Annotated in this window: 19 protein-coding genes and 1 pseudogene; 11 read left to right on the top strand and 9 right to left on the bottom strand. The window is 69.4% G+C overall.

All coding sequences use genetic code 11. From position 1 onward, the window contains the following. Nucleotides 1-64: 64 nt before the first annotated feature. Entirely contained in the window at nt 65-424 is a 360-nt protein-coding gene (locus tag BZG35_RS00255; protein WP_077353765.1) for a hypothetical protein, read from the bottom strand. A gap of 489 nt (nt 425-913) precedes the next feature. Here BZG35_RS00255 and BZG35_RS18165 point away from each other — a divergent pair, with 489 nt between their 5' ends. Then, nucleotides 914-2,710 (top strand): DNA-packaging protein, encoded by a 1,797-nt coding sequence (locus BZG35_RS18165; RefSeq protein ID WP_253189223.1) that lies wholly within the window; start codon nt 914-916, stop codon nt 2,708-2,710. 4 nt (nt 2,711-2,714) lie between these two features. On the opposite strand, the gene BZG35_RS00245 is transcribed toward BZG35_RS18165, so the two are convergent. Both BZG35_RS00245 and BZG35_RS00240 read right to left on the bottom strand, forming a co-directional pair. Next, a complete protein-coding gene (locus tag BZG35_RS00245; RefSeq protein ID WP_077353763.1) occupies nt 2,715-2,972 on the bottom strand; it encodes a hypothetical protein in 258 nt (85 codons plus the stop codon). A 3-nt stretch (nt 2,973-2,975) separates the two neighbouring features. After that, nucleotides 2,976-3,170 (bottom strand): hypothetical protein, encoded by a 195-nt coding sequence (locus tag BZG35_RS00240; protein ID WP_077353762.1) that lies wholly within the window; start codon nt 3,168-3,170, stop codon nt 2,976-2,978. Nucleotides 3,171-3,307: 137 nt separating this feature from the next. Between BZG35_RS00240 and BZG35_RS00235 the strand changes: the two genes are divergently transcribed. Next, a complete protein-coding gene (locus BZG35_RS00235; protein WP_077353761.1) occupies nt 3,308-4,525 on the top strand; it encodes an NAD(P)/FAD-dependent oxidoreductase in 1,218 nt (405 codons plus the stop codon). On the opposite strand, the gene BZG35_RS00230 is transcribed toward BZG35_RS00235, so the two are convergent. Beyond that, entirely contained in the window at nt 4,522-5,550 is a 1,029-nt protein-coding gene (locus BZG35_RS00230) for a LysR substrate-binding domain-containing protein (protein WP_077357677.1), read from the bottom strand. The two genes, BZG35_RS00235 and BZG35_RS00230, sit on opposite strands and share 4 nt — an antisense overlap. On the opposite strand from BZG35_RS00230, the gene BZG35_RS00225 reads away from it, so the two are divergent. The 4 genes from BZG35_RS00225 (at nt 5,542) to BZG35_RS00210 (ending at nt 12,134) form a co-directional block, all read left to right on the top strand. Next, nucleotides 5,542-8,052, top strand: a complete 2,511-nt coding sequence (locus BZG35_RS00225) for a glycoside hydrolase family 9 protein (RefSeq protein ID WP_077353760.1) — start codon at nt 5,542-5,544, stop codon at nt 8,050-8,052. The two genes, BZG35_RS00230 and BZG35_RS00225, sit on opposite strands and share 9 nt — an antisense overlap. Before the next feature lie 178 nt (nt 8,053-8,230). Next, on the top strand, nt 8,231-8,833 hold the full coding sequence (locus BZG35_RS00220; protein ID WP_150125873.1) for a biliverdin-producing heme oxygenase: 603 nt from the start codon (nt 8,231-8,233) through the stop codon (nt 8,831-8,833). Then, a complete protein-coding gene (locus BZG35_RS00215) occupies nt 8,830-11,397 on the top strand; it encodes an HWE histidine kinase domain-containing protein (RefSeq protein WP_077353758.1) in 2,568 nt (855 codons plus the stop codon). Before BZG35_RS00220 ends, BZG35_RS00215 begins: the two co-directional genes overlap by 4 nt. Before the next feature lie 155 nt (nt 11,398-11,552). Further along, the gene (locus tag BZG35_RS00210) at nt 11,553-12,134 is read left to right on the top strand and encodes an NADPH-dependent FMN reductase (RefSeq protein ID WP_077353757.1); all 582 of its coding nucleotides are present in this window, start codon (nt 11,553-11,555) and stop codon (nt 12,132-12,134) included. A 22-nt stretch (nt 12,135-12,156) separates the two neighbouring features. On the opposite strand, the gene BZG35_RS00205 is transcribed toward BZG35_RS00210, so the two are convergent. Then, entirely contained in the window at nt 12,157-12,393 is a 237-nt protein-coding gene (locus BZG35_RS00205) for a zinc-finger domain-containing protein (RefSeq protein WP_077353756.1), read from the bottom strand. A 75-nt stretch (nt 12,394-12,468) separates the two neighbouring features. Between BZG35_RS00205 and BZG35_RS00200 the strand changes: the two genes are divergently transcribed. Beyond that, a complete protein-coding gene (locus BZG35_RS00200) occupies nt 12,469-13,443 on the top strand; it encodes an ABC transporter ATP-binding protein (RefSeq protein ID WP_077353755.1) in 975 nt (324 codons plus the stop codon). 102 nt (nt 13,444-13,545) lie between these two features. Here BZG35_RS00200 and BZG35_RS00195 read toward each other — a convergent pair whose 3' ends face one another. The 3 genes and pseudogenes from BZG35_RS00195 to BZG35_RS18400 form a co-directional block, all read right to left on the bottom strand. Next, complete coding sequence (locus BZG35_RS00195; RefSeq protein WP_077353754.1) at nt 13,546-13,935, bottom strand: hypothetical protein; 390 nt, start codon at nt 13,933-13,935, stop codon at nt 13,546-13,548. A 195-nt stretch (nt 13,936-14,130) separates the two neighbouring features. Continuing rightward, entirely contained in the window at nt 14,131-15,150 is a 1,020-nt protein-coding gene (gene bioB, locus BZG35_RS00190; protein ID WP_171982013.1) for a biotin synthase BioB, read from the bottom strand. A gap of 99 nt (nt 15,151-15,249) precedes the next feature. After that, a pseudogene (locus tag BZG35_RS18400) lies at nt 15,250-15,570 on the bottom strand (four helix bundle protein); the annotation flags it as partial. A 118-nt stretch (nt 15,571-15,688) separates the two neighbouring features. Between BZG35_RS18400 and ahcY the strand changes: the two are divergent. Beyond that, nucleotides 15,689-17,080: an adenosylhomocysteinase gene (ahcY, locus tag BZG35_RS00185; RefSeq protein WP_077353752.1), complete on the top strand. Its 1,392-nt coding sequence runs from the start codon at nt 15,689-15,691 to the stop codon at nt 17,078-17,080. 42 nt (nt 17,081-17,122) lie between these two features. Here the strand turns inward: ahcY and BZG35_RS00180 are convergent, their stop codons facing one another. After that, nucleotides 17,123-18,241 carry a hypothetical protein gene (locus BZG35_RS00180; protein ID WP_077353751.1) on the bottom strand — a complete coding sequence of 373 codons (1,119 nt, stop codon included), beginning with the start codon at nt 18,239-18,241 and terminating at the stop codon, nt 17,123-17,125. A gap of 246 nt (nt 18,242-18,487) precedes the next feature. Here BZG35_RS00180 and BZG35_RS00175 point away from each other — a divergent pair, with 246 nt between their 5' ends. From BZG35_RS00175 to BZG35_RS00165, 3 genes are all read left to right on the top strand, one after another. Beyond that, nucleotides 18,488-18,694, top strand: coding sequence for a twin transmembrane helix small protein (locus tag BZG35_RS00175; RefSeq protein WP_077353750.1), 207 nt, complete (start codon nt 18,488-18,490; stop codon nt 18,692-18,694). Nucleotides 18,695-18,708: 14 nt separating this feature from the next. Continuing rightward, nucleotides 18,709-19,281 carry a cob(I)yrinic acid a,c-diamide adenosyltransferase gene (locus tag BZG35_RS00170; protein WP_077357675.1) on the top strand — a complete coding sequence of 191 codons (573 nt, stop codon included), beginning with the start codon at nt 18,709-18,711 and terminating at the stop codon, nt 19,279-19,281. A gap of 217 nt (nt 19,282-19,498) precedes the next feature. Then, the gene (locus tag BZG35_RS00165) at nt 19,499-21,001 is read left to right on the top strand and encodes a CoA-acylating methylmalonate-semialdehyde dehydrogenase (protein ID WP_077353749.1); all 1,503 of its coding nucleotides are present in this window, start codon (nt 19,499-19,501) and stop codon (nt 20,999-21,001) included. The last annotated feature ends 91 nt before the right edge of the window (nt 21,002-21,092 follow it).

Genomic DNA, 21,092 nt, shown 5'->3' with positions numbered 1-21,092 from the left:
TTGTAGCACCTGCGTCTCGAAAGAGATGATCAAGGATTGCGCCTAAAAGTCCGTCTGGCCGTGCCTACTCCGGCAGCGGCGACCCAGGTGGTTTGGACGCTTGCTTTTGTCTGATCGCGTCTATTCGCGCCCAGTTTTTGGCAAGCTCACGCTCGCCTGCGCCAGCCAAGTCGACCTCAGTAGCGCTGCACAATGCCGCCAGCGTCACCAGTACGCCGCCGGTTTCTGCATCTGGCTGGCCGGTCGGACGCCCGTAGACGTATGAGACTAGCGTAATGGCGTCTTCCTTCGAGCACCCATGCGCTTGAGCGAGCTCCAATGACTCCTCGAGGAAGCGATGAACACGCTCATGCTTGTTTGACCATGACTCGGGGGGGAAACAGGCGACAAGCCATTCCTCGACTCTGTGTTGATAGTCTTTCACCGAGCGAACCCCGATTGCGAAGCATAAGCTTGCACGGCCACCGTGTGCTGCCAACTGGAAACGTGTCTCAGCACGTAGTGCCCGCTCCGTCTGCCGCAACAGTACCCTCACACCCCCGCCGGGTGCACCCCCTCCTTCAGCGACCACGTCCACACCGTCTCGTGCTGGGGGCCCCAGCCGCGCTCGACTTGGATGCGTCCCCGCTTTCGCGGGGATGACAAAGCCGTTGTAGGGCGGACGGGGCGCTTTCGCCCGAAGAGCCGGGAGCCTTGGCCCCCTCCACCGCCTTCGGCGGTCCCCCTCCCCCGATGGGGGAGGATTGGGGGTGTCCGTCTGAAGCGTCCGAGTTGTCCGCGATGGGGCGGAATCGCGCTTTAATTTCAAGGGGCGGGTTCGCCAAGACGGGGCTAAACTCGCCCGGGTTACGGGCTGGCTTATCATCGCCGGATGGGGACAGGGCGGCCGGGACGATCGAAGCTGGCGGAGGACGTGTGGATCGCCCTGCTGGAACGCTATGTGGCCGGGGAGGTCGCCAGCGCCCTGGCGGACGAGCACGGGGTCAGCGTGTCGGCCATGAACTGGCAGGCGCGGAACCGGGGCTATCGCAAGAAGGACCGGCCGGGGGCGGTCTATCGCTGGTCGCAGCCGCCACCGATCACCCCCGCGCCCGATCCCGTGGTGGCGCGGGGGTTCGCCTTCGATCCCCTGGACCTGGAGGGGTCCGAGGCGCGGGCGCTGGAGCGCGCGCGGCGGGCGGCGGACGAGGGGCGGCTGCCGGACTTTCTGGCGCTGACGCAGAGCGCGCGGGCGGTGCGGCGGTTGAAGAATGGGGTTGGGTCGCCGGGCCGTCCCCACCCCGTCGCCCAAGAGGGCGACGACCCTCCCCCTCAGGGGGAGGGAGAAGGGTGGTGCGAGCCTGAGCTGCGGGCGGCGCAGAGGGAGCCCGAGGGGGACTGGACGACGTGGCTGTTCCTGGGGGGACGGGGGGCGGGGAAGACGCGGGCGGGGGCGGTGTGGCTGTCGGATCAGGCGGAGGCGCTGGGGGCCGGGGGACGGCTGGCGCTGATCGGGGGCAGTCTGCACGACGTGCGCGAGGTGATGGTCGAGGGCGTGTCGGGGATCGCCGCGCTGGCGCGCTGGAACGATCCGAAATGGGGCGGGGTGCGGCCGGTGTTCGAACCGTCGAGGAAACGGCTGGTGTTTCCGAACGGGGCGGTGGCCCAGGCCTTTTCCGCCGAGGACCCGGAGGCGCTGCGGGGGCCGCAGTTCGCGGCGGCCTGGGCGGACGAATTCTGCGCCTGGCCGCGCGGGCGGGGCGGGCCGGGGGCGACGCTGGCGCTGTTGCGGATGGGGTTGCGGCTGGGAGAGCGGCCCCGGCTGGTGGTGACGACGACGCCGAAGCCGATCGGGGCGCTGAGGGACCTGAGGGCCGAGCCGGGGCTGGTGGAGACGCATGCGGCGACGCGGGACAATGCGGCCAACCTGGCGGCGGGCTTCGTCGAGGGGCTGGAGCGGCTGTACGGCGGCACGCGCAAGGCGGCGCAGGAGCTGGAGGGGCGGGTGGTGGACGTCGAGGGGGCGCTGTTCACGGCGGAGATGATGGGGCGGGCGAGGGAGGGATTAGGGAGTAGGGAGTGGGGAGTAGGGACTAGGGAAGGGGGGACGGACGGCCGTGCGCGCGAACCTTTGGAGCCGGGTTCTGATCTCCAATCCCTACTCCCTACTCCCCACTCCCTAGTCCCTAGTCCCTCCTTCGACCGCATCGTCGTGGCCATCGATCCGACGACGACGGCGGGGGGCAATGCCTGCGGGATCGTGGTGGCGGGGCGCGCGGGGGACCGCGCCCATGTGCTGGCGGATCGCTCGGTGGCGGGGCTGGGGCCGGACGGGTGGGCGCGGCGGGCGGTGCGGGCGGCCGAGGAATTCGGCGCGGTCGCCCTGGTGGTCGAGGTCAACCAGGGGGGCGAGATGGTGCGGGCGGTGCTGAAGACGGCGGGCTGCGCCGTGCGCATCCGCGAGGTGCGGGCGACGAAGGGCAAGCGGATCCGGGCCGAGCCGGTGGCGGCCCTGTACGAGCAGGGCCGGGTCACCCATGCGCCGGGGCTGGGGGCGCTGGAGGAGGAGCTGATGGCGATCGGGGGCGACGAGGCGGGCTGGGACCTGGACCGGGCGGATGCCCTGGTCTGGGCCCTGACGGACCTGCTGATCGACCGGTCGGGGGGCGAGGGGCCGCGGATCCGGCTGCTGGACTGGCCGGCGGGGCGGCCGGGGCTGGCGGGGGGCTGAGGCCTCACATCCCCGCGGGGTGGCCGCCCTCGCGCAGGGACCAGGTCCACACCGTCTCGTGCTGGGGGCCCCAGCCGCGCTCGACCTGGACGCGGGTGGGGCGCTCGCCGCAGGTGAAGCAGCGGAACGGGATGCGGCCCAGGTCGGTGGTCTGCCAGCGGCGGGGGATGGCCCCGACGCTGAGCGACCGCATGCGGTTGCAGCGGCCGCAGTCGATCAGGGCCCGGAGGGTGTGGTCGGCGCGGACCTGTTGCGGCGTCATGGTTCACGACCGCTCTGCGGGCGGAGGGCAGCCGAGGGCGCGCAGCTGGAGGGCGGCGGCCTGCTGCTGGACGGCGCCGGGGGACAGGCGCTCGATCTCGGCCAGCAGGCAGCGGATGCCGGCGCGGCCGTCGGCGCTGGACAGGTCCAGCCCGCGCACGGCAGCGAGCAGGGGGGCGGCGGGGTCGGGAGGGATCACGATACTGAACTCGATGCGGGCGCCGACCCGGGGGCGATCTAGGGCCCTGTGGGGGGCGGGGGCAAGGGGGTGTTCGCGGTTTGTTCCGGTTGTGCACAGGAGGCGAAAGGAGCCGGCGATGTGCTAGGAGGCCCTGCATGAAGACCGAGACGTTCGACGTGGTGGTGGTGGGGGCAGGGGCGGCCGGGATGGTCTGCGCCGCCGAGGCGGGGCAGAGGGGGCGGCGGGTGCTGGTGCTCGACCACGCCCGGGCGCCCGGCGAGAAGATCCGGATCTCGGGCGGGGGGCGCTGCAACTTCACCAATAGGGGCACGACGGTGGCCAATTTCCTGGGCGAGAACCCGCGGTTCGCGGCCTCGGCCCTGGGGCGGTTCACGGCGGCGGACTTCGTGGCGCGGGTCGATCGGGCGGGGATCGCCTGGCACGAGAAGACCCTGGGTCAGCTGTTCTGCGACGACTCGGCCAAACAGATCGTGCGGATGCTGACCGAGGCCATGCGGGCGGCGGCGGTGACCCTGCGGCTGGGGACCGGGGTGGCGGCGGTCGCGCGCGCGGGAGAGGGGTTCGCTTTGACCCTGTCGGACGGGACGGCGGTGAATTGCGCCGCGCTGGTGGTGGCGTCGGGCGGCAAGTCGATTCCCAAGATGGGGGCCACGGGCTGGGGCTATGACCTGGCGCGGTCGATGGGTCTGCGGGTCACCGAGACGCGGCCGGCCCTGGTGCCGCTGACCTTCGAGGCGGGGTTGCTGGAGCAGACCACGGCTCTGGCGGGGGTGGCGGTGGATGTGTCCGTCACAGCCAGCCCGGCCTCAAGCAGCCCGAAAGGCGGTAGGCCCACCTTCAATGAGGCCATGCTGTTCACCCATCGGGGGCTGTCGGGACCGGCGATCCTGCAGATCAGCTCCTACTGGCGCGAGGGGGAGGCGATCACGGTGGCCATGGCACCGGGGGTGCCGGTGCTGGAGCGGCTGAAGGTGGCCAAGGCCGAGAACGGCGGCAAACAGGCGGTGCACACGGCGCTGGGCCATATCGTGCCGCGCCGCCTGGCCGAGGTGCTGACCGCGCGGGAAGGCGCCAACGGCAAGCTGGCCGAGGTCGGGGACAAGGTGCTGGCGCGGCTGGAGGCGGCGGTGAACGGCTGGACCGTCAAGCCGGTGGGGTCGGAAGGCTATCGCACCGCCGAGGTCACCCTGGGCGGGGTGGCGACCGATCAGCTGGACCAGGCGACGATGGCGGTGAAATCGGTGCCGGGCCTGTATTTCATCGGCGAGGTGGTCGACATCACCGGCTGGCTGGGGGGGTACAACTTTCAGTGGGCCTGGTCGTCGGGATGGGTGGCCGGGCAGGCCTGCTAGGGCGAGGCGGCGCCCGACGCGGTGGTCTCCAGCCAGAGGACCGTCTGGCGCGCTTCGTCCCGCAGCCAGGCGCGAGAGCGCGCGAGCAGGCGGCGGCCGCCGCTGTCGGGGCGGAAGCGGGCGACGAAGCCGTGCTGGCTCCAGCGACCGCTGGCGACCGGATAGGGCAGGGCCAGCTCGCCCTGGTCCAGCCGGTCCCCGAGCAGGGCCAGACCGCACAGCCCGACGCCCGCATTGGCCAGGATGGCGTCCAGGGCCGCCGTGATGCGCCGGAACCGCATGCCGCGCTGGGGCGCGCTGCGGGTGACGCCGTGGGCGGCGACCCAGTCCGGCCATGACAGACCCGCCGGATCGTCCTTGAAGAAGTCGACATGGACGAGCGGGAAGCCTTCGAGCCGTAGTGCGGCGTCCAGGGCGGCGGTGCGGCGGACGTTGGTCGCGGAGGCGACCGGCACGACATAGTCCCGGAACAGCAGATCCTCACGGGGATCGGCAAGGACCGGCCCGTAGCGGATCTCGCAGTCGACGCGTCCCAGCCGCAGCGGCGCATCGCCCTCGCCGTTGATGCAGAACCGAACGTTGGGATGGGCGGCCCGGAAGCGATCCAGCCGGGGGGCCAGCCACAGGTCCACGAGGTCGGAAGCGGCGGCGATATGCAGTTCGTGGCCGCGCTGCAGCTCCAGGTCCTGGGCTGCGGCCTCAAGGTCGGCGAAGGCGCTGGCCAGACGCGGCAGAGCCGCCTGGAGGGCGGGCGTGGGTTCGAGACCGCCCCGCGTCCGGCTCAACAGTTCCATTCCCAGATAGTTCTCGAGCACCTTGACCCGCTGTCCGACGGCGGCGGGGGTGATGCCCAGAGGGCCGGCGGCGGCCGCGAAGGACTTCCCGGCGGTCGGAAGACGGGGACCCGTCCCGGGTCGAGGCGGCGCATTCCGGCTGGCGCGACCCGGTTTGTCACAGCGCCGCTTGAAAAGCCGGTCGTCCGTTGTCAACGTTGTCAACGGGCGAGGAAAAAGACGATGAAACATCCATGGGCCAGCCTGGCCGTGCTCCTGGCGACCGCAAGCGCCCCGGCGATGGCGCAGGACGGCCTTCGGCTGAACGAGGCCGGCTATCTGGAGGCCCGGGGGGTCAACTGGCTGGTGTTCTCGAACTGGTATGACGGCCTGTTCGCGGACTCCAAGATCAGCGGCGTCGAACTGATCCAGCAGGGCGTCCGGACGGCCACCAACGGCGATGTCCGGCTGTCGGCCACGCCGGGCCAGTGGGACCCCATCGGCGCCCTGGTCAGCCGCACGGTCGATCCCGAGACCGGGGCCATCACGGCCGTGCTTGAATATGCCGACCATGGCTTCCGGTACACGATCGTGGCCACGCCGCGCGGCGAGGTCGTCACGCTGGAGGTCGTGCTGGACCAGCCGCTTCCGGCGGCTCTGGTGGGGCAGGCCGGGCTGAACCTCGAATTCCTGCCCTCCGCCTATGTCCGGCGCAGCTTCATGGCCGACGGCGCGGCGGGCCTGTTCCCGCTGCACCCGGCCGGGGAGATGGTGGCCGGCGGGCCCCGCAACGCCGCCAGCGGCCGCGACTTTGGTCCGGGCGCCGAGCCCCTGCCCTTCGCCACCGGCGGGACCGTGGTCCTGGCCCCGGAAGATCCGGCGCGGCGGGTGACCGTCACGGCGGAGACCGGAGACCTCGCGCTGTTCGACGGCCGCAACCAGGCCCAGAACGGCTGGTTCGTGCTGCGCAGCCTGATTCCGGGCGGGCGGACCGGCTCGGTGGTGCGCTGGACCCTGGCCGCCCACAGCGTGCCGGACTGGGTGCGCCCGGCGGTGATCGGCCATTCGCAGATCGGTTATGCGCCGCAGCAGCCCAAGGTCGCGGTCATCGAGATGGACCGCAACGCCGCGCCGGCGGTCGAGGCCCGGCTGATCCGCATCGGCGCCGACGGGGCCGAGGACGCGCGCCTGGTGGCACCTGCGGAGCCCTGGGGCGCCTATCTGCGCTACGACTACCGGACCTTCGACTTCTCCACCGTTCAGGACCCAGGCCTGTATGTGATCGAGGCCGGGGGCACGCGCACCGCGCCCTTCCGCATCGCCGGGGACGCCCTGGCCGGGACCTGGCGGCCGACCAGCGACGTCTTCCTGCCGGTCCAGATGGACCATATGTTCGTCAATGAGGCCTACCGGGTCTGGCATGGCGACCCGCACCGGGACGATGCCCGGCAGGCCCCGCTGAACCACGAACACATCGACCTCTACCGGCAGGGCCCGACCACCGACACCCGCTTCGAGCCCGGCGAGCACATCCCCGGCCTGGCGGTGGGCGGCTGGCTGGACGCGGGTGATTTCGATCAGCGCACCCAGACCCAGTACGCCGCGATCCGGTCCCTGGTCTCGGTCTGGGAAGCGTACCGGCCGGCGCGCGATCAGACCCTGATCGACCAGTCGCGCCGTCGGGTCGAACTGCACGTGCCGGACGGCGAGGCCGACATCCTGCAGCAGGTCGAGCACGGGACTTTGCAGCTGGTGGCCCAGTTCGACGCGGTTGGCCACGCCATCCACGGCATCGTCGAACCGGACGTGGCCCAATACACTCACCTGGGCGACGCCGGATCGAAGACCGACGGCCTGATCTATGACCCCGCGCTGGCACCCGGCGAGCAGGCCGACGGCCGCAGCGGCGATCCCGACGACCGCTGGGTCTTCACCAGCCGGTCCAGCGCCCTGAACTACGGCTCGATCGCCGCCCTGGCCGCGGCCAGCCGCGTGTTGAAGGACTTCCGCGACCCGCTGGCCGCCAAGAGCCTGGCCATCGCCGAACGGATCTGGGCCGAGGAACAGGGGCGGGAGCCCGCCACCTTCCGGCACGGCAACACCACCGGCGGACCGCTGGAGGTGGAACGGTTCACCGCGGCGGTGGAACTGCTGCTGGCGACCGGCAAGCCGATCTACGCCGAAGGGGTCGCGGCGGGCTGGGCGGACCTTGAGGACCCGTCGGGAGGGGTCCTGCGGACCGCGCTCCAGGCCCTGCCGCTGATGCCGGCGGACTATCGCGCGCAGGTGGAGGCCACGGCCCGGCGCTGGGCCGCGCGGTCGGTCGAAATCGCCGCGGCCAACCCCTATGGCGTGCCGATCGGGACAGGGGGATGGGCCGGCAGCGGCCAGGTGATCGACTACGGCCTGACCGCCCATGCCCTGCACGCCGCCTTTCCCGAGATCGTCGACGGCCAGGCCCTGCTGCGCGCCGTTGACTTCATCCACGGCAACCACCCCGGTTCCGACGTGTCGCTGGTGTCCGGCGTGGGCACGGTGTCCAAGGAGGTGGCCTATGGGAGCAACCGGGCCGACTTTTCCTTCATCGCCGGGGGCGTCGTGCCGGGGGTGCTGATCATTAAGCCCGACTTCCCCGAGAACAAGGAAGACTGGCCCTTCCTGTGGGGCGAGAACGAATACGTCGTCAATCTGGGACCCAGCTACATCGAGCTGATGCACGCGGCCGAGGCGTTCAACGCCGCGCGCGCCGACTGACGAACGGCATCACAAGCCCGCCCCGCGCGGTACTGTCGGCGTTCTGCTCGCCAGCCGAGGCGGCGGGCCCACCCCTGGGTCCGCCGCTGGCCGCTTGTCCGTTTGTTCCCCGTGCCCTAGGCTTGGCGACACTGAGGGCCAATCCAACAGGCGTGCAACGATCAGGCACCGGTAATCCATGAGCAGATCGGACCCAGCGCGAGTGTTCGGACAGACCGCCGAAACGCCGGGCCGTGCGGCCACGCCGCCGATCGATGGCCCTGTCCCCTCCGTTCATCTGCGCCTGAAGCAGGCGACGCGGCTGGACCATGAAACCGTCGATCAGGCGATGTCGGGGTTCGATCTGACGGACCGGGACGCGTACGGCGCCTTCCTGCAGCTGAACCATACGGCCATGATCGCCCTGCGGCCGCACTGGCGCGCGGCGGACGCGGTGGATTTCGACGCCCTGGTCGAGGCCCTGGCGGCCGACCTGGCGGCGCTCGGGCTGCGGCCGTCGCCTCCCGCCGATCCGTTGGCCGGCCGCATCGACGGCCTGGGTCTTTCCTATGTCGTGCGCGGCTCGCGCCTGGGGTCGCGGATTCTGCGCCGTCGCGTCGGGCCCGGCCTGCCGACCGCCTATCTGGATCTGCGGCTGGGCGAGCCCTGGGCCCGGCTGCTGGACCAGCTGACGGCGCGCGGGACCGCCGATCCGGATGATACGACGGCGCTGATCGCCGGCGCGCGCGCGACCTTCGCCGTCTATGAGCGCCTGGCGCGACCGATGGCGGCCGCCGCATGAACGCGAGCGACCCGGCCGCGGGCCCCCTGAGCGAGCCGGTCGACCTGACCAACTGCGATCGCGAGCCGATCCACCTGATCAGCGCCATCCAGCCGAACGGTTTCCTGGTCGCGGTCTCGACCGACTGGCTGATCTCGCGGGTTTCGGCCAATGCGCCGGACTTCGTCGGGGGCACGGTCGACGCCCTGCTGGGCGCGTCCCTGAAGGACGTGTTCGGGCTGGAGGCGGTGCACACCCTGCGCAACCGGCTGGCGATCCTGCGCGGGGCGGACGCGGTCGAGCGCGCCTTCGGCGTCCCTTTGCGCGAGGACGGGGTCCGGTTCGACCTGGCCATCCATATGTCGGGCGGCGAGATCGTCATCGAGGCCGAGCCCAGCGAACCGGAGACGGAGCTGAACCCCTCGGCCATGGTCCAGTCGATGCTGGCGCGGCTGAAGCCCCTGACCGATCTGGGCGACCTGCTGAAGGAGGCGGCACGGCAGGTGCGGGCCCTGACCGGCCACCACCGGGTGATGATCTATCGCTTCCATCCGGACGGATCGGGCGAGGTCGTGGCCGAGCGGGTGCGGGCCGGGCTGGAGCCCTTCCTGGGCCTGCGCTATCCCGCGTCCGACATTCCCAAACAGGCCCGCGCCCTGATGGAGCGCAACGTCGTGCGCGTCGCCGCCGACGTGAAGGCCACCCCCACCCTGATCGTGCCGCAACTGGGTCCGGAGGGCGAGCCGCTGGACCTGTCGATGAGCACGCTGCGGGCCCATTCGCCGATCCATATCGAGTATCTGAAGAACATGGGGGTCGGGGCGACCCTGACCATCTCGCTGCTGCGCGGGGGGCGGCTGTGGGGTCTGATCGCCTGCCATCACACGACCGCCCGTCCCGTCAGCTATGAACGGCGGACGGCGGCCGAACTGTTCGCCCAGGTGCTGTCGCTGATGATCGAGACGCGGGAACGCGAGGCGGTCTCGGCCTACGAGCAGCGCACCCGCCAGGTGCACGACGGGCTGATGGCCGCGATCGTCGAAAGCGGATCCACGGCCGAAAGCCTCGCGGGCATGGCCGAAAGCCTGTCGGAGATCGTGCCCTGCGACGGCATGGTGGTGCGCATCGGCACCGACCTGGTCCTGACCGGCTTCACCCCGACGCGCGACGAGCTGGTCCCCCTGCTGCGCTTCCTGGACCAGAGCGCCGCCAGCAAGGTGCTGTCGCTGGAAGCCCTGGGGCGGGCCTTCCCGCCGGCCCGCGACTATGCCGACCGCGCGGCCGGCATGCTGGCCATCCCGGTGTCGCGGACGCCGCGCGATTACCTGATCTTTTTCCGGCGCGAGGTGACGCAGTCGATCACCTGGGCGGGCGATCCCGCCAAGCCGGCGGAGGTCGGTCCGAACGGCGTCCGGCTGACGCCGCGCAAGAGTTTCGAGGCCTGGCAGGAAATCATCCGCGGCCACGGCGCCCCCTGGACCGAGCCCGAGCTGCGCGCGGCCGACGCCCTGCGGGTGACCATCCTGGAGGTCGTGCTGCGCCTGACCGGCGTGGCCGATCAGGAACGCGAGCGCGCCGCCCAGCGCCAGGACCTGCTGATCGCCGAGCTGAACCACCGGGTCCGCAACATCCTGGGGCTGATCCGGGGTCTGATCACCCAGAGCCGGGGTGGAGCCACCGACGTCGAAAGCTTCGCCGCCACGATCGGCGGCCGGGTCCAGGCCCTGGCCCGGGCGCACGACCAGATCACCCTGAGCAACTGGGGGCCGCGCGCCCTGTCCGACCTGATCGTCACCGAGGCGGCCGCCTATCTGCAGGCGGGCGAAACGCGGGTCCAGATCGACGGACCTCCCGTAAAACTGCATCCCGAGGCCTTCGCCACCCTGGCCCTGGTGCTCCATGAAATGGTGACCAACGCGGCCAAATACGGAGCGCTGTGCGATCAGTCCGGCCTGGTGAGCATCCACTGGAGCCTGGTCGACGGCGATCTGGTTCTTCAGTGGCGCGAGACCGGCGGGCCGCCGGTCCAGGCGCCCACGCGGCGGGGCTTCGGCACGACCATCATCGAACGCTCGGTGCCCCACGACCTGGGCGGCGAGGCCCGGATCGACTACGCCCTGCACGGGCTGAAGGCGCGGTTCGTGGTGCCGGCGCGGTTCGTCGAGCTGGGCGTGGTCGTCCCGCCGGCCGCGCCAACGCCCGACGTGGCCGTTCCCGCCTTCCGCCTCAGCGGGTCCGTGCTTCTGGTCGAGGACAGTATGATCATCGCCATGGACGCCGAGGAGATGCTGGCCGCCCTGGGGGCCGAGACGGTGCGCACCGCCGGCGACGTCGCCGAGGCCCTGCGGCTGATCGAGGCCGAGATCCCGACCTTCGCCTTCCTGGATGTGAACCTGGGCCGCGAGCTCAGTTTTCCGATCGCCGACCGGCTGCGACAGGCCGGCGTGCCCTATGTCTTCGCCACCGGCTATGGCGAGGAGATCCAGCTGCCGCCCGAGCACCAGGGCCGCATCGTGATCAAGAAGCCCTATACCGCCGAGACCATCGCCGCCGGGGCGGCCCGAACGAACGGAAGCGGAGGCTAGGCGGGTACCGACGCCGGGCCAGGCGGCGGTCTCCGCAGCATGCCAGCGCTCGCTTTTTCGCGTCGCGCTCCCTATCCAGCTGAGACCGTGTCTCGCCGCCCCGCGCGGCCACGGCAACCGACCCGATCTGATCCACGCCGAGGAGGGCCGCGCCCATGGCACTGAAGCTCAACATCATCATCTGCAGCACCCGCCCCGCGCGGGCGGGAACCCCAGTGGCGGAATGGGTCGACCGGTTCGCCCGCGAGCATGGGGCGTTCGAGGTCGAGCTGGTCGATCTGGCCGCCTTCGACCTGCCGCTGTTCGACGAGGCCGCCCATCCGGCGCAGAACCGCTATGAGCACGCCCACACCAAGCGCTGGAGCGCGAGCGTGGCCCCGGCCGACGCCTTCGTGTTCGTGACGCCCGAGTACGACTATGTCGCCCCGGCGTCGGTGATCAACGCGATCCAGTGCCTGTACCACGAATGGACCTACAAGCCGGCCGCCGTGGTCAGCTATGGCGGGGTGTCGGGCGGGCTGCGGTCGTCGCAGACCTTGCGCGGCCTGCTGGGCAATCTGAACATGATGGCCATCGCCCAGGCGGTGCCGGTGCCGTTCTTCGGCACCTTCATCGGCGAGGACGGCGTCTTCAATCCGAACGAACAGACCATCGCCGGGACGACGGGTATGCTGACCGAGCTGCACAAATGGGCGGTGGCCCTGAAGCCGATGCGGGAGCCGAAGGCCCCGGCCTGACGAGAGGGGCCCGGGCCGGCCGTCAGTGCGCCTCGGGCGGGCGGGCGGCCGGGTCCAGGTAGTCGCTTTCGGAGTGGTGGTCGGCGGACAGGGCGAAGCGGCGGTCGCAGTAGCCGCACTCGACGAAATCCTCGCCGCCCATGTCCAGATAGACCAGGGGATGGCCCAGGACGCCGCCGCCGTCGCAGGCGACCCGCTTGGTCGAGACCACGATCGTTTCGGGCGGGGCGACGAAGGTTTCGGGGTGGCGCGGGGGCATGATCGGATCCGTGGTCTTGGCGCGGGGAGGCCTCGCGCCTAGTTAGACGGCCACGCCTTCCGCCGAAAGTCCCTTATGACCCAGACCGAACCCCTGCCCGTCAACGCCATCGAGGTGCACGGGCTGGAGAAGACCTATGCCGGGTCCAAGAAGGCGCCGCCCAAGACCGCCCTGCGCGGGGTCGACCTGGTCATTCCGCGCGGGTCGATGTTCGGCCTGCTGGGACCCAACGGCGCGGGCAAGTCGACCCTGATCAACATCCTGGCCGGGGTGGTCAACAAGACCGGCGGGACGGCGGCCATCTGGGGCCGCGACATCGACGAACGGCCCCGCGACGCGCGCGCGGCCCTGGGCGTCGTGCCGCAGGAGATCGTGGCGGATGTGTTCTTCACCCCGCGCGAGGCGCTGGATGTGCAGGCGGGATTCTATGGCGTGCCGAAGAACGAGCGTCGGTCGGACGAGCTGCTGGCGGCGCTGGGCCTGTCGGACAAGGCCCATGCCTATGTGCGGGCTCTGTCGGGCGGGATGAAGCGGCGGCTGATGGTGGCCAAGGCCCTGGTGCACAATCCGCCCATCCTGATCCTGGACGAGCCGACGGCGGGGGTGGACGTCGAGCTGCGTCGTCAGCTGTGGGAATACGTCCGGCGGATCAACGCCGAGGGCGTGACCATCCTGCTGACCACCCACTATCTGGAGGAGGCGCAGGAGCTCTGCGACACCATCGCCATCATGAACCGGGGTCAGGTGGTGGCCTGCGAGCCGACGCCGCAGCTGCTGCGCCGGCTGGATACGCGGAACGTCGTGGTGACGCCGGAACACCCCCTGGACGGCCTGCCGGTGGTCCAGGGCTTCGACGTCGTGGCGCGCCCGAACGGGGCCTTCGCCATCACCTACAAGAAGGGCCAGTCGTCCGTGGAACAGGTGCTGGCCGCCGTGCGGGCGGCGGGGATTACCATCTCGGACATCACGACCGAGGACCCGGACCTGGAAGACGTGTTCCTGGCGCTGACCTATGGCGATGCGGACGCGGTCAGTCCGACGAAGGACTAGGGACTAGGGACTAGGGACTAGGGACTAGGGAGTAGGGAGTAAGGCGGCTGTTCGTAGGGACGGGTTGGACCTCTTCTCGTCCCTACTCCCTACTCCCTCATCTCAAACCACCATCACCGTGCCGAGCAGCAGGGTCGCGCCGCGCTGGCGCAGGATGATGTTCATGGCCGACTGGAACTGACGCGACAGGCGGTCGACGTTGGGGGGCTGGCCGGGGAGCAGGGTGGCGGCCTCGCGCTGGGCCAGGATGGCGAAGACGGCGCGGACGCGGGGCGCGGACTGCTGGGCGCGGAGCATCAGTTCCGGGTCGGCGATGTCGACCCCGGTCTCGACCGTCATGACGCCGCGGCGGCCGTCGGCGGTGAAGGTGTTGGCCGTGACGACGGGGTAGCGGAAATAGGTCTCGCCCGAGGCGGCGGCCTTCTTGCCCGAGGCGAGGGCCGGCGTGGCCGCGAGGGCCAGGGGGGCGAGGAGGAGGGCGCGGCGATTCATGCCTCCCTGTGGCACGGCCGCGCTTAAGGGCGGGTTACGGGCGGCACCATTCTCCCTCCCGCTTGTCGGGAGGGACCGCGAGGCGGAGCCGAGCGCGGGTGGGGCCGTGTGAAGCGTGCTTACTCACGACACGTCCCCACCCGGCCTCGCCTTCGGCTCGGCGTCCCTCCCCATGAAGGGGAGGGAGAAAGCAAGTCAGGCCGCCGCTTCCACCGCCATCGAGGCCATCGGCTTGAGGTCCAGCAGGGCGAACAGTCTGGCGTCCTCGTCCTGTTCGGGATTGGGGGTGGTCAGCAGCTTGCCGCCGACGAAGATGGAGTTGGCCCCGGCGAGGAAGCACAGGGCCTGCATCTCGGGGCTCATGGTCTCGCGGCCGGCCGACAGGCGGACCATGGCGCGGGGGCAGACCAGGCGGGCGACGGCGACGGTGCGGACGAACTCGATCGGGTCGATCTCTCCGGACTGGATCACCCGCTCGCCCAGGGGCGTGCCGGTGACGGGCACCAGGGCGTTGACCGGCAGGCTGTCGGGGTGTTCGGGCAGGGTGGCCAGGGCGTGCAGCAGGCTGGCGCGATCGCGCCTCGCCTCGCCCATGCCGACGATGCCGCCGCAGCAGGTGCTCATGCCCGCGTCGCGGACATGGCTGAGGGTGTCCAGCCGGTCCTTATAGGTCCGGGTGGTGACGACCTGGGTGTAGTACTCCGGCCCGGTGTCGAGGTTGTGGTTGTAGTAGTCGAGGCCGGCGGCCTTCAGCTGGCGCGCCTGGTCGGCGGTCAGCATGCCCAGGGTGGCGCAGGTCTCCAGCCCCAGGGCCTTCACGCCCGAGATCATGGCGGCCAGTTTCGGCGTGTCGCGGTCCTTCAGCTCGCGCCAGGCGGCCCCCATGCAGAAGCGGCTGGCTCCGCCCGCCTTGGCGGCCATGGCCTCGGCCAGGACGACGGCGGTGTCCATCAGCTTCTCGGCCTTCAGCCCGGTGTCGAAGAAGGCGGATTGCGAGCAATAGCCGCAGTTCTCGGCGCAGCCCCCGGTCTTGATCGACAGCAGCTGCGACTTCTGGACCTCGGACGGGTCGAACCAGCGGCGGTGGACCGTGGCCGCGTCGAACACCAGCTCCATGAAGGGCCGGGCGAACAGGGCTTCGACCTCGGGCAGGGTCCAGTCGTGGCGGGGTTGTGCGAAGAGGTGGCTGGTGGCTGGTGGCTGGTGGCTAAGCATCAGTTGCTCCGACGTTTCAGGGCCGACACCAGGGAAAGCGAGCATACGGCTGATTTGATCTGCGGACTCCGTCAGATGCCGATAGTCCGAGGCGGGCAGATAGCCCAGTCTGTTCGCAATCAGAAGCTGGGTTTCGGCTTCGGCCAACGATCCCTGCGCCATGCCGACAAACTGGATGAACTCGCCGGTCGTGCGCCGGGCGACACCCTCGGGGATGTTGGACGCGACCGACACGGCAGCCCGACGCACCTGACTGATGAGTCCAACCGCTCGTCGCGCGGCCACTGCGCCGTAAGCCTGTAAACAAGCTCCGTCCAATCGACGGCATATTTCCAAACGTCCAGATCGCGATAGCTTCGGATTCCACCGCTCATCGCCTTGCTTCCCACCAGCCACCAGCCACCAGCCACCAGCCACCATTCTCTCGGGCCTCGCCAGCGGCAACATATAAGGACATCCTTATGCGTTTCTTGCTCTCTCGACCGGGCCGGGCTATAGGCCCGCCCAATCGCTGCACCGCCGCGCTCAAGGAGCCCGCATGACCGACTACATCGTCCGCGACATTTCGCTTGCCCCATTCGGCAACAAGGAAATCGCCATCGCCGAAACCGAGATGCCGGGGCTGATGGCCCTGCGCGAGGAGTTCGGCGAGCAGCAGATCCTGAAGGGCGCCCGCATCGCCGGTTCGCTGCACATGACGATCCAGACCGCCGTGCTGATCCAGACGCTGGAAGCCCTGGGGGCCGACGTCCGCTGGGCCTCGTGCAACATCTTCTCGACCCAGGACCACGCCGCGGCTGCCATCGCCGCCAACGGCACCCCGGTGTTCGCCACCAAGGGCGAGACGCTGGAAGAATACTGGGACTATGCCCACAAGATCTTCGAATGGTCGGACGGCGGCTATCCGAACCTGATCCTCGACGACGGCGGCGACGCCACCCTGCTGTGCGTGCTGGGGCCGAAGGCCGAGAAGGACATCACCCTGCTGGACAACCCGCAGAACGAGGAAGAGGAAGCCCTCTACAAGGTGATGAAGCGCTATATCGCCGAGAAGCCCGGCTTCTATTCGGCCATCCGCGACGCCATCGGCGGCGTGTCGGAAGAGACCACCACGGGCGTGCACCGCCTGTACGAAATGGCCAAGAAGGGCGACCTGCCGTTCCCGGCCATCAACGTCAACGACAGCGTCACCAAGTCCAAGTTCGACAACCTGTACGGCTGCCGCGAGAGCCTGGTCGACGCGATCCGTCGCGGCACCGACGTCATGCTGTCGGGCAAGGTCGCCGTGGTCTGCGGCTATGGCGACGTGGGCAAGGGCTCGGCCGCTTCGCTGCGCCAGGGCGGCGCGCGCGTGAAGGTGACGGAAGTCGACCCGATCTGCGCCCTGCAGGCCGCGATGGAAGGCTATGAGGTCGTGACCGTCGAGGACGTGGCCCACGAGGCCGACATCTTCGTCACCGCCACGGGCAACCTCGACGTCCTGACCGTCGACCACATGCGGGCGATGAAGAACAACGCCATCGTCTGCAACATCGGCCACTTCGACTCGGAGATTCAGGTCGCCGGCCTGAAGAACTTCAAGTGGGACGAGATCAAGCCGCAGGTCCACCACGTCGAGTTCCCGGACGGCAAGAAGATCATCCTGCTGTCGGAAGGCCGTCTGGTGAACCTGGGCAATGCCACGGGTCACCCCTCGTTCGTGATGTCGGCGTCCTTCACCAACCAGACCCTGGCCCAGATCGAACTGTGGACCAACATCAAGGCCTATGAGAACCAGGTCTACACCCTGCCCAAGCACCTCGACGAGAAGGTCGCCATGCTGCACCTGGCCAAGCTGGGCGCCAAGCTGACCGTGCTCAACAAGGAACAGGCCGCCTACATCGGCGTGCCGACCGAGGGCCCGTTCAAGCCGGAAGCCTACCGCTACTAGGACGTCTCAGGAGGAGAGGCCGGCCTCGGCCGGTCTCTCCGCTCAGGCCGCCAGGGCCGAGACCGCGCCATCCTCGCGGCCCATCAGGCCGGTCTCGAAATCCATGAAGATGTCGATCAGCTCCTCGGCGCCCGGGGCGGTCATGCCGGGCCCGAACCGGAAATTCCAGAAGCTGACGATGTGCTGGATGGCGCCCAGCTGATCGCCGAGCCGCGCGAACAGGGTCGGAGCCTCAAGCAGGAAGTCCCGGAAGCCCAGCGGATTGCCGTCCTGGATCAGGCCGGCATAGGCCTCGTCATAGACCTTCAAGGTCGAGCGGACCGCCATGCAGGTCTTGACGATCCGGCCCCGCAGGACCTCTCGGCCGCGCGCGATGTATTCCCGCGCCGCCTGATCCGTCGGCCCCGACGGCTTCACCACCGCGACACGGTCGGCCACCTTGCCGATATCGGCCGTCAGGCTGCGCAGGCTCCACTTGTAGTAGAGGAAGCCCTTCCAGCAGAACACGCCCTCCTCATACTGTTCGGGATTCAGGCGCAGCGTCTGGCCCAGGGCGTACATGCCGTCGCCGGCCTCGTTGGACAGGATCTTGGCGGCCATGCGGTTGATGGCGTTGGTGTTGCTGCCCAGGCTACCCAGGCTGAGCGCCACCAGGGGGGTGATCTCGGCCTTCACGAAATTGATCATCTTCTGCAGATCGGCCTCGCTGAGGGCGAAATAGCAGGGGGCCGGGTCGAAGCCGCCGCGTCGCAGCTGTTCGCGCAGCAGGAAGGGATCCAGGGAGGGCAGCTTGTCGATGAGCCGAAGCGCCTGGATGTCCGGATGGTCCGCCTTGACCCCGAAGACCTCCATCAGCAGGGCCTCGAAATTGATCTGGTCGACGAAGACGTAACGACCGCCGGACCGGAGATCGCCATTGTCGATCGGAATGATGACCTTGGTCGCGATCTGCCGGCGGCCGCGGAACACGTCGATCTCGTTGCGCCGGATGCGGTGCTTGACCAGCAGGCATTTGTTGAGGATGGGCGTCTGGAACAGCGGCCGCTCGTGCCATTCGTCGGTGCGACAATGGTCCTTCGAGATCTTCAACAGATTGAGCACCCGCGCGGTCGAAGCCGACCGTTCCAAAAACTCGAGACTGCGGACAGCACGATCCGACATACGATCATTCGCTCCAAAACGGCATTCCATCCGTAGGGGAACAACGTTACGACAAGGCTAAGCCGCCGGTGTCGTCTAGGTAGAACTGCTGCCGTCGAGGCCGCCCGGGGGAAGTTCAGGCTGCCGACGACGACCTCCGCGAAGGGGGACGGTCGGATCGCGGCGCGCTCTCGGGCGGATGCGCGCGTCAGGGGTGCGGCGCGGCTGACGCTGGCGTCAGTGCCGGGCGGGGACTAAGACGGATCCATGGGCACCGTGTTCGACATCCTGATCCTTCTGGCCATTCTCGCCGTCGCCGTGGTGCTGGGCTTCGGACTGTATTCGTTGTTCCGGGGCGGGGAGTTCGCGCGCTCCAACTCCAACCGGCTGATGCGGCTGCGCGTCATCGTCCAGGCGGTCGCCGTGGTCCTGCTGATGGCGGGGCTGTGGTGGAAGACGAGCCACGGCGGCTGACGGGAGACACGGCCGTGGTGGTGCTGAACAAGATCTACACCCGCACGGGCGACGCGGGCGATACGGGCCTGGCGTCCGGGGCCCGGGTGTCCAAGAGCGATCCGCGGGTCGAGGCCTATGGCACGGTCGACGAGCTGAACGCCGTGATCGGCATCGCCCGTCTGCATTCGGGCCAGAACGACCGGATCGACGCCATGCTGGGCCGGATCCAGAACGAGCTGTTCGACCTGGGGGCCGACCTGGCCACGCCCCTGGACCCGCCGCCGACCTGGGAGGCGCTGCGCATGGTCCAGTCGCAGGTCGAGCGGCTGGAGGCCGAGATCGACTGGATGAACGAGAGCCTGAAGGCCCTGGACAGTTTCATCCTGCCCGGCGGATCCCCTCTTTCGGCGCATCTGCACATGGCCCGCACGGTGGCCCGGCGGGCGGAGCGCGACACCATCCGCCTGGTCGAGACCGGGGCCCCGGTGACGCCCGAGGCGCTGCGCTATCTGAACCGGCTGTCGGACCACCTGTTCGTGGCGGCGCGGCGCGCCAACGCCAACGGCGCGTCGGATGTGAAATGGGTGCCGGGCGGGACCAGATAATCCCGTCTCCTCCCTGTTCGCCGCTTGGCGAATGGGGAGGTGGCAGCGAGCCCTTGCGAGCTGACGGAGGGGTTCTGCGTGCACGAAGAACCCCTCCGTCACTCCGCTTCGCTCCGTGCCACCTCCCCATCGCTTCGCGACGGGGAGGAGACAGGTCCGGCCGCCCGCGCTAAACCGCCCGCCAATCAAGAACAGTCAGTCCAGGAAACGCACCGCCATGCGCGACATTCACCATTTCATCGACGGCACCGCCTTCACCGGAACGTCCGGCCGCTTCTCCGACGTCTTCGATCCCAACACCGGCGACGTCCAGGCCCGGGTCCAGCTGGCCTCGGTGACCGAGATGGACCGCGCGGTCCAGGCGGCCCAGAACGCCTTCGAGGGCTGGTCCTCGACCAATCCCCAGCGCCGCGCGCGGGTGATGTTCGAGTTCAAGCGGCTGGTCGAGTCCAACATGACCGAGCTGGCCGAGCTGCTGTCCAGCGAGCACGGCAAGGTGGTCGCGGATTCGAAGGGCGACATCCAGCGGGGGCTGGAGGTGATCGAGTTCGCCTGCGGCATCCCCCATGCGCTGAAGGGCGAATACACCTGGGGCGCGGGTCCCGGCATCGACGTCTATTCGATGCGCCAGCCCCTGGGCGTGGTCGCGGGCATCACCCCGTTCAACTTTCCGGCCATGATCCCGATGTGGATGTTCGGCGTGGCCATCGCGGTCGGCAACACCTTCATCCTGAAGCCGTCGGAGCGCGATCCGTCGGTGCCGGTGCGTCTGGCCGAGCTGATGATGGAGGCGGGGGCGCCCTCGGGGGTGCTGAACGTGGTCCACGGCGACAAGGCGGCGGTCGACGCCATCCTGGAGCATCCGCTGGTCCATGCCGTCAGCTTCGTCGGCTCGTCCGACATCGCCCACTATGTCTATCAGACGGGCGCGGCCAACCATAAGCGGGTCCAGGCCATGGGCGGGGCCAAGAACCACGGCATCGTCCTGCCCGACGCCGACATGGACCAGGTGATCAAGGACCTGTCGGGGGCCGCCTATGGCTCGGCCGGCGAGCGCTGCATGGCCCTGCCGGTCGTGGTGCCGGTCGGAAAGAAGACCGCCGACGAACTGCGCGAGCGGATGGTGGCCGAGATCCCGACCATGCGGGTCGGGGTCTCGACCGACGCGGGGGCCCACTACGGCCCGGTCGTCACGGCCCAGCACAAGGCCCGGGTCGAGGGCTGGATCGAACAGGGCGTCAAGGACGGGGCCGAACTGGTCGTCGACGGGCGCGGCTTCAGCCTGCAGGGGCACGAGCGCGGCTATTTTGTCGGCCCGTCGCTGTTCGACCACGTCACGCCCGAGATGGAGTCCTACAAGGAGGAGATCTTCGGCCCCGTGCTGCAGATCGTGCGCGCCGCCAGCTTCGAGGAGGCGCTGAGCCTGCCGTCGAAGCACCAGTACGGCAACGGCGTCGCCATCTTCACCCAGAACGGCCGCGCGGCGCGCGACTTCGCCGCCCGGGTCAATGTCGGCATGGTGGGGATCAACGTGCCGATCCCGGTGCCGGTCGCCTACCACACCTTCGGCGGCTGGAAGCGCTCGGCCTTCGGCGACACCAACCAGCACGGCATGGAGGGCGTCCGCTTCTGGACCAAGACCAAGACCGTCACCGCCCGTTGGCCCGACAGCGATCTGGAGCACGCGGACTCCAGCTTCGTAATTCCCACCATGGGGTGAGGTCGCTCGGCGACCCGAGGTTCGTAATTCTACTTAGGCCGTTGTAAAGGCGTTGTTATTTCTCCTTTACGACACTCTCCCCCAGGCGCGA

Origin of the sequence: Brevundimonas sp. LM2 (assembly GCF_002002865.1) — a bacterium.
Taxonomy (GTDB): Bacteria; Pseudomonadota; Alphaproteobacteria; order Caulobacterales; family Caulobacteraceae; genus Brevundimonas.
The sequence above is the reverse complement of the archived record's forward strand: the minus strand, read 5'-3'. Positions and strand labels throughout refer to the sequence as shown.

Excerpts from the sequence above, each read along its gene's own strand:
- BZG35_RS00200 (WP_077353755.1), top strand. The coding sequence starts at position 12,469 with ATGACCCAGACCGAACCCCTGCCCGTCAACGCCATCGAGGTGCACGGG.
- BZG35_RS00180 (WP_077353751.1), bottom strand. The coding sequence starts at position 18,241 with ATGTCGGATCGTGCTGTCCGCAGTCTCGAGTTTTTGGAACGGTCGGCT.
- BZG35_RS00220 (WP_150125873.1), top strand. The coding sequence starts at position 8,231 with ATGAGCAGATCGGACCCAGCGCGAGTGTTCGGACAGACCGCCGAAACG.
- BZG35_RS00165 (WP_077353749.1), top strand. The coding sequence starts at position 19,499 with ATGCGCGACATTCACCATTTCATCGACGGCACCGCCTTCACCGGAACG.
- BZG35_RS00215 (WP_077353758.1), top strand. The coding sequence starts at position 8,830 with ATGAACGCGAGCGACCCGGCCGCGGGCCCCCTGAGCGAGCCGGTCGAC.
- BZG35_RS00245 (WP_077353763.1), bottom strand. The coding sequence starts at position 2,972 with ATGACGCCGCAACAGGTCCGCGCCGACCACACCCTCCGGGCCCTGATC.
- BZG35_RS00175 (WP_077353750.1), top strand. The coding sequence starts at position 18,488 with ATGGGCACCGTGTTCGACATCCTGATCCTTCTGGCCATTCTCGCCGTC.
- BZG35_RS00225 (WP_077353760.1), top strand. The coding sequence starts at position 5,542 with ATGAAACATCCATGGGCCAGCCTGGCCGTGCTCCTGGCGACCGCAAGC.
- BZG35_RS00235 (WP_077353761.1), top strand. The coding sequence starts at position 3,308 with ATGAAGACCGAGACGTTCGACGTGGTGGTGGTGGGGGCAGGGGCGGCC.
- BZG35_RS00195 (WP_077353754.1), bottom strand. The coding sequence starts at position 13,935 with ATGAATCGCCGCGCCCTCCTCCTCGCCCCCCTGGCCCTCGCGGCCACG.
- BZG35_RS00205 (WP_077353756.1), bottom strand. The coding sequence starts at position 12,393 with ATGCCCCCGCGCCACCCCGAAACCTTCGTCGCCCCGCCCGAAACGATC.
- BZG35_RS00230 (WP_077357677.1), bottom strand. The coding sequence starts at position 5,550 with ATGTTTCATCGTCTTTTTCCTCGCCCGTTGACAACGTTGACAACGGAC.
- ahcY (WP_077353752.1), top strand. The coding sequence starts at position 15,689 with ATGACCGACTACATCGTCCGCGACATTTCGCTTGCCCCATTCGGCAAC.
- BZG35_RS00210 (WP_077353757.1), top strand. The coding sequence starts at position 11,553 with ATGGCACTGAAGCTCAACATCATCATCTGCAGCACCCGCCCCGCGCGG.
- bioB (WP_171982013.1), bottom strand. The coding sequence starts at position 15,150 with ATGCTTAGCCACCAGCCACCAGCCACCAGCCACCTCTTCGCACAACCC.